Here is a 14,779-nt window from a genome sequence, read left to right as displayed (position 1 = left end):
GCCGACGGACAGCCGGGCGCAACCGCCGTCACCAAGGTGGCTGAGCGACCGGACCGGCGTCACCACGGCGATTCGTCTTCGCGGCCGGGCTCCGGGAGGCGGTGCACGAGCTCCGCGAGCTCCTTGCGGAGGGCCCGCGCACCAGAGCCGTCCGAGGCAATCCCGGTTCCAGGGCACTGAAACCCTCCTGAAACCGCGCTGAATGCGCCCCGCCGCAACCTGTGCCGCATGACGACAACAACAACGGCCTCGCGCCCACTCGCCATCGCGGCCAAAGGGCTGCGCAAGGCCTACGGGGACAAGACGGTCCTCGACGGCATCGACCTGGCGGTGCCGGCCGGCACCATCTTCTCCCTGCTCGGTCCGAACGGCGCCGGCAAGACCACCGCCGTCAAGATCCTCTCCGCCCTCGTCATCGCGGAAGCCGGCGGCCTGCACGTCGGCGGCCACGACCTGGCCGGCGACCCGCAGGCCGTGCGGGCCGCGATCGGCGTCACCGGGCAGTTCTCCGCCGTCGACGGCCTGATCACCGGCGAGGAGAACATGCTCCTCATGGCGGACCTGCACCATCTCTCCCGCCGCGAGGGCCGCCGCACCGCCGCCGAACTGCTGGAGCGCTTCGACCTCACCGAGGCCGCGAAGAAGCCGGCCTCCACCTACTCCGGCGGTATGAAGCGCCGTCTGGACCTTGCCATGACGCTGGTCGGCAACCCGCGGATCATCTTCCTCGACGAGCCCACCACCGGCCTCGACCCGCGCAGCCGCCACACCATGTGGGGGATCATCCGCGAGCTGGTCTCCGGCGGCGTCACCGTCTTCCTCACCACCCAGTACCTGGCGGAGGCCGACGAACTCGCCGACCGCATCGCGGTGCTGAGCGACGGCAAGATCGCTGCCGAGGGGAGCGCCGATGAGCTGAAGCGGCTCGTCCCCGGCGGACACGTCCGGCTCCGCTTCACCGACCCGACCACCTACCGGACCGCCGCCATCACGCTCCGCGAGGCGACCCGGGACGACGAATCCCTCGCACTGCAGATCCCCGGCCACGGCAGCCAGCGCGAGCTGCGCGCCCTCCTCGACCGGCTGGACTCGGCCGGTATAGAGGCGGACGAGCTGACCGTGCACACCCCCGACCTCGACGACGTGTTCTTCGCCCTGACCAGCGGCCCCGGCCTCCCCAACCAGCCCGAGGAGGCTGTCCGATGAGCTCCCTCGCCCTCGCCGTACGCGACTCGTCCACGATGCTGCGCCGCAACCTCCTGCACGCACGGCGCTACCCGTCGCTCACCCTGAACATCCTGCTGATGCCGATCGTCCTGCTGCTGCTTTTCGTCTACGTCTTCGGCGACGTGATGAGCGCGGGCATCGGTGGCGGCGGCGCCGACCGCTCCGAGTACCTCGCTTATCTCGTCCCGGGCATCCTGCTGATGACGATCGGCGCCACCCCGGCCGGCACCGCGGTCTCCGTCTCCATGGACATGACCGAGGGCATCATCGCCCGCTTCCGTACGATGGCGATCCACCGTGGTTCGGTGCTCATCGGGCACGTCGTCGGAAGCGTGCTGCAGGCGCTCATCAGCGTGGTCCTCGTCGGTGCCGTCGCCGTGGCCATCGGCTTCCGGTCCACGAACGCCACCGCCCTGGACTGGCTGGCGGCGTTCGGGCTGCTCGCGCTGGTCGCCGTGGCGTTCACCTGGATCGCCGTCGGCACGGGCCTGGCCAGCCCGAACGCCGAGGCGGCCAGCAACAACGCGCTGCCGCTGATCATCCTCCCGCTCATCTCCAGCGCCTTCGTCCCTATCGACGCGATGCCGGGCTGGTTCCAGCCGATCGCCGCATACCAGCCGTTCACCCCCGCCATCGAGACCCTGCGCGGCCTGCTGCTCGGCACCGAGATCGGCAACAACGGGTGGATCACGGTCGTCTGGTGCCTGGGTCTGGCCGCCCTCGGGTACCACTGGTCGAAGTCGCTGTTCCACCGCGACCCGAAATGAGCGTGCGGGCTGCCTCCCGCAGCTCGTCCCGCCCCAGGGCGGCGTACGCCGACACCGCGTCGGCGTACGCCGCCCGGCCGGCATCCTCGGCCGCCTGCCGGGCGCGGGCCGCCGACATCGTCGGCTGGAACTCGCGCAGCACCCGCAGCCGTTCGGCCAGCGCGATCATCCGCAGGGCACCGGAGTCGCCGGACGCGAGCCCCGCCATGCCGAGCGCGTGCAGCACCGTCCCCAACACAGGAAGCTCCACGGGCGAGCGGGACGGACCGGAGAGCAGCGTCCGCATCCGCTGCCGCAACTGAACGACCAGCTCCGCGACGGGTTCAAGACGGCCGGCGTGCGCGTGCGCCGTCACCGCCGCCGCCTGGATCTGCAGCGCCCACGGGTCGAGCCAGGGGTCGCCGCTGTGTAGCGCGCCGGCCTCGGACATCCGCTCCACGGCGCTGCGCCACAGCCCGAGCCCCACCTCCGCCAGCCCGCGGGCGAGCGCGATCTCGGCCCGCGCGCCGAGATCGGGGCTGTAGAAGGCATCCTGCTGTGGGGTGTTGTCCCCCTCGGCCTGCCGCAGCCAGTGCTCGGCCTCGTCGGAGTCGCCGCGCTGCAGGCAGGCGAGGGCGAGGGCCGAGCGGATGCCGATGTAGTCGTGCTCGTCGCCGAGCCGCGGCAGCGCCTGGAGCGCCTCCTTGAGGTGTCGGTACGCGGCCTCGCCCTGCCCCGTCCGCAAGCACAGCTCGCTCAGCCGGGAATGCCCCAGGAGCTGCAGGGCCGGGTTGTCGACCGGAGCCAGTGCGGCGGTCATCCGGCGGGCCGAGGCGAGCACGCGGTCGAGATCGTGCTCGTACTCCCATATGTAGGTGGCGACACACTCGGCGATGCCGGCGACCAGCGGCTGCCCGCTGCCGCAGAGCTGGTGCAGCACTTCGTAGTCGGGAGGCAGCATCTCGGGGACCGCGCTCAGCACGGCCGCGGTGGCGCGCAGCAGCGTGTCCGGCGGCGCCGGAGGCAGCCGCCGGAGGGTGACGAGCTGGCGGGTGACGCCGGCGTGCGGGCCGTAGTCCATGAACCGGCTCGCCATGCACAACACCGCGGCGGCACGGGCGACTTCGACGTACTCGGGCTCGGGTCGGTAGTGCGACAGCGGCGGGCCGGCGTCCGCGGCGAGGGCGACGAGGCGGGGGTAGTGGGAGTCGGTGGACCACAGCGCGGCGAGGACGGCAGTGAGGGCGGCGATGGCGGGGCCATCGGTACGGGCCAGGGCGTACCGCAGGGCCGACACGAGGTTGTCCTGCTCGGCCCTGATCCGCTCCCGGGCGGTCCGCGGTTCCGGGCCGAAAACCCAGTCGTAATAGGCGACTCCGAAGTACCGCGCCCAGGCGAGGAACCGGCCGACGGCCTCCTCTTCCCCGTCCGCCTCCGCGCGCCGGGCCGCGCTGAACTCCCGTACGGTCTCCAGCATCCGGAACCGCACGCCGACCGGAGTGTCGGCGACCGTGAGCAGCGACTGGCCGGCCAACTGCTCCAGCAGAATCAGCGCCTCCTCGCCCAGCACCTGTTCCGCCGCTTCGCCCGAGAAGCCGCCGGGGAAGACGGACAGCGTGCGCAGCGCCGCCCGGGCGTCCTTGGTGAGCAGGTTCCAGCTCCACTCCACGACCGCGTGCAGCGTGCGGTGGCGCTCCGGCGCATCCCGCGCCCCGCCGCGCAGCAGCGCGAACCGGTCGCCGAGGCGCCGGGCGATCTCCGGCACCGACAGCACCCGCACCCGCGCCGCGGCCAGCTCCACGGCGAGCGGCAGCCCGTCGAGGTGGCGGCACAGCCCGGCGACCGCGTCCGGCGGCAGCTCCACGCCGGGCCGGGCGGCCCGGGCCCGCTGCGCGAAGAGCTCGACCGAGGTGTCGGGACCGAGCTCCGGCAGCGCGTACACCGCCTCCGAGGTGAGACCCAGCGGGGCCCTGCTGGTGGCGAGCACCCGCAGGTCCTTCGAGGACGAGACCAGGGCCTGTACGAGGGCGGCGGCGCCCCGGATGACCTGCTCGCAGTTGTCCAGCACCAGCAGAGCGGGCCCGGAGCCGAGCGCGCCGAGGATGCCGGTCACCGGGTCGGCCGGGGCATGCCCGTTCACGACGCCGTGCCGTCCCTCGCCCGCGCCGAGCGCGGAGGCCACCTCCGGGGCCACGTCCTCGTCCGCGGTGACCCCGGCGAGCGGCACGAAATACACCACGCGCTGCTCGGCCCGGCGGCTGACCGCGTGCGCGAGCCGGGTCTTGCCGAGGCCGCCGGGGCCGACGACGGTGACCGCGCGGGAGGCGCGCAGCAGCCGCGCCACCGCCGCCATGTCCTCGTCCCGTCCCAGCAGCGGGTTCGGCTCGTGCGGCACGCCGTGTCTGACCACCGGTGCCTCGCCGCGCAGCAGCTCCTGCTGTACGGCCTTGAGCCCGGCGCCCGGCTCCGTGCCGAGCTCGTCGCGCAGCTCGCGGCGGTACGCCTCGTACCGCGTCAGCGCGGCGGACGGGCCCGCCGTCGCCGCCTCGCCGCGCAGCAGCCCGGCGAGCACCTCCTCGTCGCGCGGATGCTCCGAGGCCGCAATGGCCAGCGGGCCGGCCGCCTCCGTGTGCCGCCCCAGCCGGGCGAGCGCGAGCGCCTGCGCGCGTACGAGCGTGCCGCGGACGGGGACACGCTCGGCGCGCAACGCGGCTACGGGGTCGCCGGTGCCGGCGTCCCCGTCAGCGGTCCCCTCCCACAGCGCGAGCCCGGCCTCGGCCGCCACCAGCGATCCCGCGTGGTCACCGGCCCTGGCCCGGCCCGTACTCGCGGCGGCGTGCAGGAACAGGGCGGAGCTGTCGACCTGATCCTCGGCGAGGGTGAGCCGGTATCCACTCGGCGTGCTGACGAGGACGCCGGCGCCCAGCCGTGCCCGCGCCCTGGACACCAGGACCTGCACCGCCTTTCCCGGCCGCTCCGGCAATGCGTCCGGCCACAGCCCTTCCACCAGCCGTTCGGTGCTGCAGCCCGTGCGCAAGTCGCCCGCGAGCAGCGCGAGGAGGCCACGGAGCCGGGGCGCGGTGACCTCCTCTCCCCGATAGGCGACACGGGGCAGCAGGGTCAGGTCGATGGTCACCCGTGCAGATTAGCCAAAGCGCCTGCGCCCGGGCTCCCGCCGCGGGCCGGACTCCGGTTACGGGCCGAACTGTCGATGCGGGCCGAACTCCCGCCGTATGGAAGGCCCTTGCCCGCCGCAACGTCGGGTACTCGAACCCGCCGAGGTGTGTCGTCCCGCCCACTCCGGGTCGGTCATCGCGGGCGGGGGTGTGAGGGTCTGGAGGGATCTCAGCCGACGAACGCGCGAAGGAATTCCTCAGGATCGGGCGACAGGTCGATCGGTTCCATCGTCGCGTCATACTCGGTCCACCAGACGGCGGGGGCATCCGGTGCAACCTCCCGTAGCAGCCGGTGCACGATCCGTGCGGGTGCGGCGAGGGGATCCTGGTCGGGGAAGCGCAGGACCTGGTATGCGGTGTTCCAGTCGAAGGGCAGTGTCCGGTCATCGACGTGGATGTCCATTTCGAGGACGCCGTTGCGCATGCCTCCGATGGTGCTGCCGGGCCACAACCGGGTTACGGCGTCGGTCAGTTGATCGGTGGAGAACGGCCAGAAGGCACCGTTCGGCTGGTCGGCGCTGACGAAAAAGCTGGATCCCATCATGTGTCCTTCCAGGATGATTCAAGCCCGTTCGGCTACTTGACGTTACGGGGCCCGCCGGGACGCCCTTCGCCGGGCTGATGGCGTCATAGGTGGCGGTCGCCTCGGCTGGACTTACCTGCGCACCTCCGGTACGCGATCCCCCATACCCCCGAGAGCGCCGCGGGCGGCTTCGCCTACCACCCCGAAGGCGGCGCACTACTCAAAATCGCCGGTAGCAGCGATAGTGCGGTCAACAAGGTGGAATGCACCACCAACACCGTAGTCCGACAGAGGGGTTGCACTGGCATGAAACCGCCCAGATCAGCGGTCTTATCCACAGCGTTCAGCATGCTCATCGCCACGCTCGGTATCACTCTGGGACTCGCCGCCCAGACCGGTATCGCGCAGGCCGCCGACAACTGCTCCGGCCTGTCCTGCCTGACGTTCACGTCGGTCAACGGCGGACGGAACCTGGATGTGCAGAACGGCAACACCGGAGACGGCGTCTTCATCGTCACCAACTCCGCGCCCGGGTATCACCAGAAGTGGGACGCCCGCCTTCAGGGATCCGACTCGTCGTTCACCCTCGTCAACGACGACACCGGCAAATGCATCGAGGCCGGGCTCCCGCTCAAGCAGCAGCCCTGCTCCGGCTCATCCGCGCAGCGCTGGTACTTCCAGCCCGTCAACGGCACCTCGGACACATTCATGATCCGTAGCGCCGGGGACAACAAGTGCCTCGACGTGGTCCGCGCCGCGCAGTACGACGATGCCTGGACGCAGACCTATGGCTGCAACGGCACCAAGGCCCAGCAGTGGAAGATCCCGAGCAGCGCAGGCGACGCGGCGCTCAAGGCCGCCGTCGACTACGCGTCGAAGCGCTGCCAGAAGGACAGCTCCACCTGTTCGTGGACCAAGGGCTCCCAGGCACCGGCCGAGCCGCTCCCGAAGAAGTGCGTCTCCCCCGTCTGGTACAACGGCACCGAGGCACCGGTGCCGTGGACGTTCTCGCTGAACACCTCCACCGGCTGGTCGAGCCAGCTCGGCGTGACCTTCACCTCGGGCCTCGGGACCGGTGCTGCGAGCCCTGTACAGACCAGCGTCAGCCTCACCATTTCCGGACAGGTCACCTACGACGTGCGTGAGGATCTCGGCAACAGCCTGACGATCACCGTTCCGTCGCACCAGTACGGGTGGGTGGCACTGTCGGAGCTGGCGACGAAGGTGACCGGTGAGTGGACCTTTGATGCGAGCGGGTTCCCTTGGAAGGCGAGGGACACCGTCACCGTTCCGCTGAAGAGTGACGACCAGGGCCGGTCCAGCATCTATCTGGCCCAGACCAGCCCGGACTTCACGACCTGCAACAGCTGAACCGGAAACCGGAAGAGGGGCGGGCCCGAGCGACCCTGCGGGCCCGCCCTGCTCTCGGCGATGCAGGCTGACGACGCCACCACGGCAACGATCGGCGAGGTCACGCCGATCGTGCCGTGGCATGCCCGCCGCACACCGGAAGGAAGCAGCTCGACGCCCTGCCGCGCTCACGGGCAGCGGGCGGCCAGGCTGGTGGACGTCACAGACGTATGGTCTGGCCTTGCGCGGCGCCTTCCACGGCCTCCGCATACGCCCGGGCCACCTCGGAGACGGGAGTGCCGTCAGCCCCGTCCATACCCAGGTTTTCCAGGGTCTCCTTGATCCATCCAGGGCTGATGAGATTGATACGCAGGCTTCGCGGCAGCTCATCCGCCGCGTTGCGGACGAAGCCTTCCAGCCCGGTGTTGATGAGGGCTCCCAACGATCCGCCCGCGAGAGGAGCGGAGAACGTGCCCCCGGTCAAGGTGATCGAGCCGCCATCCCGGAGATGGCGCACGGCTCGCCGGGCCAGCGCGACCTGTCCCAACAGTTTGCCTCGTACGCCGGCGGCGATCTCCTCGTCCGACACTGACTCCAGGTCCACCAACGGGCCGCCGGCGGCACAGCACACCACCGCGTCGCACTCCGACACCTCCGCGAACAGGACGTCCAAAGAGGACGGATCTTCCAGATCCACTTTCACCGGCCCGCTGCGCGACGCCTTCACCACCTGATGAGAAGCCTCCAACGCACGGACGACGGCGCTGCCGACCGTTCCCGTCGCCCCGATCACAAGTACCTTCATGCCGTCGATCATGTCAGCGGTGCCAGCACGAGCGCCCGCACTATTCGACGGGGAAAGGCCGTGCTGCGAACCGTGTGGTGCGGGATGCCCGTCCACAGTGCGGGGTACGGCCGAGCCCGTAGTGCTGTGAAGTCTGGGGTGTGGTGGTCGATGGTGGTGGGGCTCTGGGAGATGGGTGCTCGGGGAGTGCGGCTACGGCTTGTACGGCTCCGCCTGCGGGGCCCGCACTCGCCGCGCCATCCGCGGTCCGGCGTCGCCCGCCGCCCAGGGTCTTGTCGCGGCCTCCGTTGCCTGGTCTCCTGTACTCCCTGATCCGCAACGCCGCAACACCGCAACATCGCAACATCAGCGGCCGCCCGGTGGCGCAGGCATCGGCACGGGCACGGGCACGAGACCGAGAACGGGCACGGGCACGGGCACGGGCACGGGCACGGGCACGGGCACGGGCACGGGCACGGGCACGGACACGGACACGGACACGGACACGGACACGGGCACGCGTACGGACACGAGACCGAAACCGAGGAGTGGAGCGGCGTGGAATCAGTGGCTGGGCAAGACGCACGGGGCACACTGCCCGACGGGCAGAGCGTACGGGGCACACTGCCCCATGGGCTCGGTGCAGCCATACGCGAGACCGCCGGGGACATCGCCGCCCTGCTGCGCCCGGGTACCGACATGAGGCTTCCGGTACCCGGGTCGGAGTGGACCGTCGGGGAGGCGGCAGCGCATCTGGCGCAGGCCAATGAACTGATGGCCGACATTGCGGCCGGACACGCACGCAGTTACGGGGACGGCACCCCGCAGAGCCTTGCCACGGCCAATGAGCAAGCGCTCGCCGCGTTCGACGAGCGGAGGGCCGAGCCGCTGGCCGCGATGATCGTGGCGCAGGCTGATGCTTACCTCAAGGCGTGGGACGAGGGCGCCCCGGAAGGTACCGTCGTCACGCCGCTGGGCCCGATGGGCCCGGACGTATTGGGGTCGTACCTGCTCACGCACATGCTGGGCCACGGTTACGACCTCGCCCGTGCACTGGGTCGTCCACACATGATCGACCGCACCCGGGTCGGGCTGACCCTGCCGTTCCTGATCACGGCCATGCCGCGGGTGACCGACACCTCCCGCACAGCCGGGCTCACCGCCCGCTACGCGATCCGCTTGTGGAGTGGTGCCCGCTTCGGCGTGACGGTGACCAACGGTGCGGTAACCGTTGGCTCACAGCCGCCGGCCCGCCCGGACTGCACCATCCTCATCGAGCCGGTCACCTTCCTCCTGATGGCACTCGGCCGCCGCGGCCAGTGGAGCGCCCTCGCCCGGGGCCAAATCCTCGTCCGAGGCCGCAAGCCCTGGCTCGCTCCCCGCTTCCCGGCTCTCTTCAAGGCACCCTGAACCCGACGAACAGCGCGCGCAGCGTACGGCCCGGGCCGCGCACACGCGCTGTCTCTCGCCCTTGCCTCTCCTCGTTCCCCCTTCTCATTACCTCTTCTCGTTACCTCTTCTCGTTACCTCCTTCGTTACCTCTCCTGGTTACGGCTACTCGTTCTGCGCTTTGTTCTGCATCGCGTTCACCAGTCCGGCAACAAGGTGGGCCCGCTCGGCCATGGCGTCGACGACCAGGTACTCGTGATCGGCATGGGCACCGCCCCCGACTGCTCCCAGGCCGTCGAGTGTGGGCACCCCCAGTGCGGCCGTGAAGTTGCCGTCGCTTCCGCCGCCGACTGCCTTGCCTTCGAGGTCAGGAAGCAACTGTTGTGCCACCGCGAAGAGCTCCGCCGACGCCGACTCGGGCATCGGCGGTCGGGCGACAGCTCCCTGAACCGTGAGCTGCGCCTCATCGAGACGCGGAGCCAGTGCCGCGAAGGAGGATTCGATGCGTTCCTTCTCGTCGGCCGACTCGACCCGGACGTCGACGATGACGGTCGCCTCGGCGGGAACGACGTTGTCCAGGGTTCCCGCGGACGCGACGGTCGGCGTAACGGTCGTACCGATATCGGGGCGACCGAGCGCTGCGATATCGAGTACTTGGTGGGCGGCTTCGATCAGGGCGTTGACCCCGGCCGCGGGCTCCAGGCCCGCGTGCGAGGCCCGGCCTGCGATGGAGATCTGGAACGTGCCGCAGCCCTTGCGGCCGGTCTTCAGGGCTCCGCCCTCAGCGGCCCCCTCGAGCACAAGCACAGCGCCGCAAGCCAGGGCTCGTTCTTCGATGAGAGCACGGGAAGAACGGGAGCCGACCTCTTCGTCCGCGGTCACCAGGATCTCGACGCCCGACCGGTCGTCGAGCGTCGCCAGGCCATGAACGGCCTGTACCAAACCGCCAAGCATGTCGAAGACCCCGGGGCCGGTGGCGTGCCCGTCCTCGACCATGAACGGGCGGCGTTCAAGGGTGCCGAGCGGAAACACCGTGTCGTGGTGACCGAGGATCAGTACGGTGGGATCGCCACCAGCGGCCCAGTGGACGTGCGGCCCGGCTTCGCTCTCGACGAGCACGGCCCGCCCGCCCAGGCGGTTCTCAAGGATGGCGGCGACAGCTTTGGCCGATGCCGTCAGGGCGTCGAGGTCGCGCGAAGGAGACTCGGTCTCGACGAGTGTTCTGAGGTCCTCGAGCATCGCGTCGACACGTACCTGGACGGTCTTGTGCATCGTCATGTGGCAAGGGTAGTCGGCACGCCGTGGCGGACCGGCCCAGTGCCTACCGAGGCCTACCCGGGGCCTACCGGGGGCGGAGAGTGAGGACCTGACGAGGGAGTCGTTCACGCTCGTCGTAGGCGAAGTCCACGCCTGCTTCGCCGGCGGCGGCGAACGACGCCATGAGGGCCTCGTCGGATGCGAACTGGGCCGTGGAGACAACGGCGTCGTCGTCGGCCGTGACCCAGCATGCGGCGGACAGGCAGCCCGGTGTCGTCCGCAGGACTTCGACGGCCTGGTTCACACGCGCGATGAAGTCGTCGAAATGCGTGGGGTGCGGGTAGTGAATGCCTACGAATCCGACTGTCATCCCGTCACCATCCTTTCGTCGGCACGGGGCGTTGCATTGCCGCCCGGTGACTTCCCCCGCACCATCAAGCATACGGTGCCGTATACTTCAAAGAATAGGCCACCGCGAAACGCTGTCAACACCACACGCGATACTGAGGACATGCCTGCCGTCACCCGCACACCACGCAACAGCTGGATCGAACAGGGCCTGTCGTCGCTGGCCGCCGGCGGCCCGGACGCCGTCCGGATCGAAAGCCTCGCCCGGGCGCTCGGCGTCACCAAGGGCGGGTTCTACGGGCACTTCGCCCATCGCGATGCGCTGCTGGAGGCGATGCTCGACACGTGGGAACGCGAGAGCGTCGACGAAGTCCGCGACCGGGTCGAGCGCGAAGGCGGTGATGCACGGGCGAAGATCCAGCACGCGGGACGGCTCGCCTTCTCCAGCGACCGTCTGCTGCCGATCGACCTCGCCATCCGCGACTGGGCACGACGCGACGAAGCGGTCGCCGAGCGCCTGCGCCGTGTCGACAACCGGCGCATGGACTATGCGCGTGAGCTGTTCGCCGGCATCTGCTCGGACCCCGAGGAGGCCGAGGCCCGCAGTCTCCTCGCCTTCTGCCTGGCGGTCGGCAACCACTTCCTCGCCTCACACCACGGCAACCGGACCCGCGCCGACGTCTTCTCCGACGCCGCCGACCTCGTACTCAAACGCCCCCACGACCACCGCCCCTGAGGGACTTCGGCGCCCGACGCGCCACTCGGCGGCACGGATCCTCCCTCCCTGGTGCAGTCAGCAAGGAGATCGAGGAGCCGAGCGGGCCGGACGCCGTCCCGGCTCCGTGGTGCGGTGTTCCGGCTCGGTGGTGCGGCGTTCCGGCTCTGCGGTGCGCCGTCCCGGCTCTGCGGTGCGCCGTCCCGGCTCTGCGGTGCGCCGTCCCGGCTCTGCGGTGCGCCGTCCCGGCTCTGCGGTGCGCCGTCCCGGCTCCGTGGTGCGGCGTCCCGGCTCCGTGGTGCGGCGTTCCAGATCGTCGGTACGGGCATGCGGAGCATCACTGCGAGCATCGCTGTTCACGGACGGCTCCAGGCGACAGGAGCGGCCGGTCTCGGCCGTAGCGGCCGGGCTTGCAGTAGCCGGCCTTCGCCGTACGCCCGTGCAGCCGGCGGGAGTTCCTCCTCGCGCCCGCTGAGGAGCACGGTCAGGTTGCCCTCGCCAGGTGTCGCGGGGGCGGGGTCCGCGCCGATCCGGCGTAGTGCCTGGTCGGCGACCGCGTCGGCCGTACCGTACAGAGCGAGCGGTGGACGACCGGGGCGCTGCACGGCCGCCCGGATGCGTTCGGCGATGAGCTCGTAGTGGGTGCAGCCCAGGACGACGGCCCTTGCATCGTCCGGGGTGCGCTCCGCGGCGGCGGCGACCGCACGTCCGATGGCCGCTTCGTCCGCGCACTCGACGGCGTCGGCGAGCCCGGGGCACGGTACCTCGGTGACGCTCACCTCGGCTGCGAACTCCTTGATGAGACCGCGCTGGTAGGGGCTGCCTGTGGTCGCGGGGGTGGCCCAAACGGCGACCGGCCCGCCGCCCGCGGCAGCCGGTTTGACCGCTGGGACGGTGCCGATGACGGGCAGGTCCGGCTCCAGACGGGCACGCAGGGCGGGTAGGGCGTGCACGGAAGCGGTATTGCAGGCGACGATCAGCACATCGGGGTGCTGTGCGGCAGCCGCTTCGGCAACGGCAAGGGCACGGGCCGTGAGCTCCTGCGGGGAGCGCGGCCCCCAGGGCATGCCATCGGGATCGGAGGAGAGGACGAGGTCGGCGTCGGGCCGCAGACGCCGTACGGCGGCGGCTGCCGCCAGCAGTCCGATTCCCGCGTCCATGAGCGCGATCTTCACCCCGCCCTCGCGCAGCGGTGTCGGTACGGCTGCCGGGTATTCCTCGTGACAGCGCCGAAGTTCGCGCTCGTAGCGATCCCTGATGTCCTGCTCCACGCCAGTCGCCTCTCGTGTGCCTGTCACTCCATGCCACTGGCGGAGAGTTTGTACGGTCATCGGTCTCCACAGCATGACCAATCCCGGGAGAGTGGTACGGCTTCGGTGGAGGGTTTCGCCCGCCACGGAGCTGCCGCCGGCCGGCACCATGGGCCCAACTGGCAGCCTCCGAGGGGCAGTTGCTGCCCTGGGGATCCCCGTTTCAGCGGGGAGGGCCAGGACAGTATCCGGCCCACCGTCGGGCATCGACCACTCCCCCGCGCAGAGTTCATCGGCCTGGCCCACGGGAGACCGGTGTGGAATCCCGTGGGTGCTCAGGCCGGCACGTAGGGATGCCGACAGCCGCCCGGCGGGTTCTCGGTACGCCGGCGGTCGAGCTTCCTGGCCCCACCGCCGGGTCGGGCCCCACCGCCGGGGCAGGCCCACGCCCGGGGCAGGCGCACCGCCCGGGACAGGCGGCCGGTGTCAGTCGACCGGCTCATGCGGAACGGGCTGGTCGGAGCGGACGCCCGGGGCCTTCGGAACGCCGGTCCGCCCGGTGCCGGCCTGGTCGGTGTCGGGGACCGTCTCGTCAGGCCCCTCACCTTCGCTCTCCGAAAGTTCGGGATCCCACGGATCAGGCACCACACTGGCGGCATCAGCCTGGTGGCTCGGCAGGTCATGGGGCACTGGAGTGCCGTCTTCGCTGGACGTGTCACGACGGGACATCAGTTGAGGTGCCTCCTTTATCGCTGTGTGGTGTGAGGTGCTCTGTGGTGTCCTCAGCCGGTACCCGGGCTCCACCACGCCATGCTCGATGCACGATGAGACACAGACCACGCCGCCCACGCCTACCGATCCGACCTGCCGGCCTGCTCCAGGGAATCGATCGTCGAGCGATGTGGCACCGGTTTCGGTCAGCGGACGGGTCGGTGTGGTCAACGATCAGATCGGTCCGGGTTCACTGGACGACGCGGAGCTCGCCGACCTTCCTGGTGCGCCTGGCTTCGACCAGCCGGTGCGTTCGTATGTTCTGGCCCGCCCGGGCCTACCCCCTGCCGTGGCGGGTGCGCGACGATAAAGCATGCCCGATCCGCACTGCTCGAACTGCTGCCCCGTCACCCCGCCCAAGCCCGAGGCACCTGCCCCGTGGCCGGTCGGGGCGCTGCTGTGGCTCACCGTCATCGGCGGGGCCGGGGCGGGCCTGTACGTGCTCGTCATGTGGATGGCGTCCCACCTGTTCTGAGTGACCGTCGGCACCGATGGGGCACCGGTTCACTCACGACCACCACGGAAGGCATACGTGCCGGGCACGCCGGGCACGTGTCTCCCACTCCGTGAGTCTCCATGAGTCTCCGTGAGTTGCGTGTCGACTGCCGCCTTGAGGTGTCCCCGGCCGACCGTAGGTAGGCGAAGGTGCGTTGCGTCGCGCCCGGCCCGCCCCTGGCGGACGGGCGGGCCGGCTGCATCTCCCCGGCTTACGTGTGGTTCCGGGGAAGGCGTCGATCAGTTGCCGAAGTCCTGCCCCACCGTGAGGCCGCGCTCGGCGTAGGGGAGAGACGGCAGCTGGGCGCCGGGGGCAATTCTCCCGAGCGTGGAGTACTGATAGCAGGGGAAACGGACGCAGATCGCCCGCCGGGTGAGGCCGTAACGAAGGGTGAAGTGTGTCCCATTGACGAATGACTGTGCCGAAGTCGGAAGCTTCACACCATCGGTTCCCGCCTTCTCGATGTTCGAGGCGGGAATAACGGTGACGTCGCCCGACAGGGCAGGCTCGCTATAGGAGCAGAGGCTTTCCTCCGGGCAGTTCAGTGCTGCCTGTGCCGGGGTCGTGAAGCCGACGGCGCCGAGTGCGAGGGCGGCGGCGAAGCTTGCAAGGGCTTTTTCACGCTTGCGGAACAATGACCTACTCCGAATCCTTTGGGTGATGGAATGGGTACTGCGTGAACGGCGTGTCCAGGCCGACCGATAGTGGCTCTTCTGGCAGGGGCGGGTTCCTGCTCTCTCTTCGTCG

13 protein-coding genes are annotated in these 14,779 nt (G+C 70.3%); 6 read left to right on the top strand and 7 right to left on the bottom strand.

All coding sequences use genetic code 11. The annotated features are described in order from the left end of the window. Window positions 1-228 precede the first annotated feature (228 nt). Together ACF088_RS09575 and ACF088_RS09570 are read left to right on the top strand one after the other, a co-directional pair. The gene (locus tag ACF088_RS09575; RefSeq protein WP_392374852.1) at window positions 229-1,206 is read left to right on the top strand and encodes an ATP-binding cassette domain-containing protein; all 978 of its coding nucleotides are present in this window, start codon (window positions 229-231) and stop codon (window positions 1,204-1,206) included. Beyond that, on the top strand, window positions 1,203-1,994 hold the full coding sequence (locus tag ACF088_RS09570; protein WP_392374851.1) for an ABC transporter permease: 792 nt from the start codon (window positions 1,203-1,205) through the stop codon (window positions 1,992-1,994). The genes ACF088_RS09575 and ACF088_RS09570 overlap by 4 nt, the downstream gene beginning before the upstream one ends. Here the strand turns inward: ACF088_RS09570 and ACF088_RS09565 are convergent. Further along, window positions 1,915-5,109: an ATP-binding protein gene (locus ACF088_RS09565; RefSeq protein ID WP_392374849.1), complete on the bottom strand. Its 3,195-nt coding sequence runs from the start codon at window positions 5,107-5,109 to the stop codon at window positions 1,915-1,917. The two genes, ACF088_RS09570 and ACF088_RS09565, sit on opposite strands and share 80 nt — an antisense overlap. A 209-nt stretch (window positions 5,110-5,318) precedes the next feature. Beyond that, complete coding sequence (locus ACF088_RS09560; protein WP_392374848.1) at window positions 5,319-5,690, bottom strand: hypothetical protein; 372 nt, start codon at window positions 5,688-5,690, stop codon at window positions 5,319-5,321. Between the two features lie 330 nt (window positions 5,691-6,020). Here ACF088_RS09560 and ACF088_RS09555 point away from each other — a divergent pair, with 330 nt between their 5' ends. Next, window positions 6,021-7,043: an RICIN domain-containing protein gene (locus ACF088_RS09555; protein WP_392374847.1), complete on the top strand. Its 1,023-nt coding sequence runs from the start codon at window positions 6,021-6,023 to the stop codon at window positions 7,041-7,043. Between the two features lie 199 nt (window positions 7,044-7,242). Here the strand turns inward: ACF088_RS09555 and ACF088_RS09550 are convergent, their stop codons facing one another. Further along, entirely contained in the window at window positions 7,243-7,827 is a 585-nt protein-coding gene (locus ACF088_RS09550) for a short chain dehydrogenase (RefSeq protein WP_392375014.1), read from the bottom strand. Between the two features lie 537 nt (window positions 7,828-8,364). On the opposite strand from ACF088_RS09550, the gene ACF088_RS09545 reads away from it, so the two are divergent. Further along, window positions 8,365-9,216 carry a maleylpyruvate isomerase family mycothiol-dependent enzyme gene (locus tag ACF088_RS09545; RefSeq protein ID WP_392374845.1) on the top strand — a complete coding sequence of 284 codons (852 nt, stop codon included), beginning with the start codon at window positions 8,365-8,367 and terminating at the stop codon, window positions 9,214-9,216. Between the two features lie 144 nt (window positions 9,217-9,360). Here ACF088_RS09545 and ACF088_RS09540 read toward each other — a convergent pair whose 3' ends face one another. Further along, window positions 9,361-10,473 (bottom strand): M20 family metallopeptidase, encoded by a 1,113-nt coding sequence (locus ACF088_RS09540; RefSeq protein WP_392374843.1) that lies wholly within the window; start codon window positions 10,471-10,473, stop codon window positions 9,361-9,363. A 64-nt stretch (window positions 10,474-10,537) separates the two neighbouring features. After that, window positions 10,538-10,822, bottom strand: coding sequence for an antibiotic biosynthesis monooxygenase (locus tag ACF088_RS09535; RefSeq protein ID WP_392374842.1), 285 nt, complete (start codon window positions 10,820-10,822; stop codon window positions 10,538-10,540). A gap of 141 nt (window positions 10,823-10,963) precedes the next feature. On the opposite strand from ACF088_RS09535, the gene ACF088_RS09530 reads away from it, so the two are divergent. Beyond that, complete coding sequence (locus ACF088_RS09530) at window positions 10,964-11,536, top strand: TetR/AcrR family transcriptional regulator (RefSeq protein WP_392374840.1); 573 nt, start codon at window positions 10,964-10,966, stop codon at window positions 11,534-11,536. Between the two features lie 335 nt (window positions 11,537-11,871). On the opposite strand, the gene ACF088_RS09525 is transcribed toward ACF088_RS09530, so the two are convergent. Further along, complete coding sequence (locus ACF088_RS09525) at window positions 11,872-12,690, bottom strand: glutamate racemase (RefSeq protein ID WP_392375012.1); 819 nt, start codon at window positions 12,688-12,690, stop codon at window positions 11,872-11,874. Window positions 12,691-13,849: 1,159 nt separating this feature from the next. On the opposite strand from ACF088_RS09525, the gene ACF088_RS09520 reads away from it, so the two are divergent. After that, window positions 13,850-14,011 (top strand): hypothetical protein, encoded by a 162-nt coding sequence (locus tag ACF088_RS09520; RefSeq protein WP_392374838.1) that lies wholly within the window; start codon window positions 13,850-13,852, stop codon window positions 14,009-14,011. Between the two features lie 260 nt (window positions 14,012-14,271). Here ACF088_RS09520 and ACF088_RS09515 read toward each other — a convergent pair whose 3' ends face one another. Further along, on the bottom strand, window positions 14,272-14,667 hold the full coding sequence (locus tag ACF088_RS09515; protein WP_392374837.1) for a hypothetical protein: 396 nt from the start codon (window positions 14,665-14,667) through the stop codon (window positions 14,272-14,274). Window positions 14,668-14,779: the final 112 nt, after the last annotated feature.

The sequence above is a fragment of the Streptomyces sp. NPDC015125 genome (genome assembly GCF_043080045.1).
Taxonomy (GTDB): Bacteria; Actinomycetota; Actinomycetes; order Streptomycetales; family Streptomycetaceae; genus Streptomyces.
The sequence above is the reverse complement of the archived record's forward strand: the minus strand, read 5'-3'. Positions and strand labels throughout refer to the sequence as shown.

Excerpts from the sequence above, each read along its gene's own strand:
- ACF088_RS09575 (WP_392374852.1), top strand. The coding sequence starts at position 229 with ATGACGACAACAACAACGGCCTCGCGCCCACTCGCCATCGCGGCCAAA.
- ACF088_RS09550 (WP_392375014.1), bottom strand. The coding sequence starts at position 7,827 with ATGAAGGTACTTGTGATCGGGGCGACGGGAACGGTCGGCAGCGCCGTC.
- ACF088_RS09540 (WP_392374843.1), bottom strand. The coding sequence starts at position 10,473 with ATGACGATGCACAAGACCGTCCAGGTACGTGTCGACGCGATGCTCGAG.
- ACF088_RS09570 (WP_392374851.1), top strand. The coding sequence starts at position 1,203 with ATGAGCTCCCTCGCCCTCGCCGTACGCGACTCGTCCACGATGCTGCGC.
- ACF088_RS09535 (WP_392374842.1), bottom strand. The coding sequence starts at position 10,822 with ATGACAGTCGGATTCGTAGGCATTCACTACCCGCACCCCACGCATTTC.
- ACF088_RS09560 (WP_392374848.1), bottom strand. The coding sequence starts at position 5,690 with ATGGGATCCAGCTTTTTCGTCAGCGCCGACCAGCCGAACGGTGCCTTC.
- ACF088_RS09555 (WP_392374847.1), top strand. The coding sequence starts at position 6,021 with ATGCTCATCGCCACGCTCGGTATCACTCTGGGACTCGCCGCCCAGACC.
- ACF088_RS09530 (WP_392374840.1), top strand. The coding sequence starts at position 10,964 with ATGCCTGCCGTCACCCGCACACCACGCAACAGCTGGATCGAACAGGGC.
- ACF088_RS09520 (WP_392374838.1), top strand. The coding sequence starts at position 13,850 with ATGCCCGATCCGCACTGCTCGAACTGCTGCCCCGTCACCCCGCCCAAG.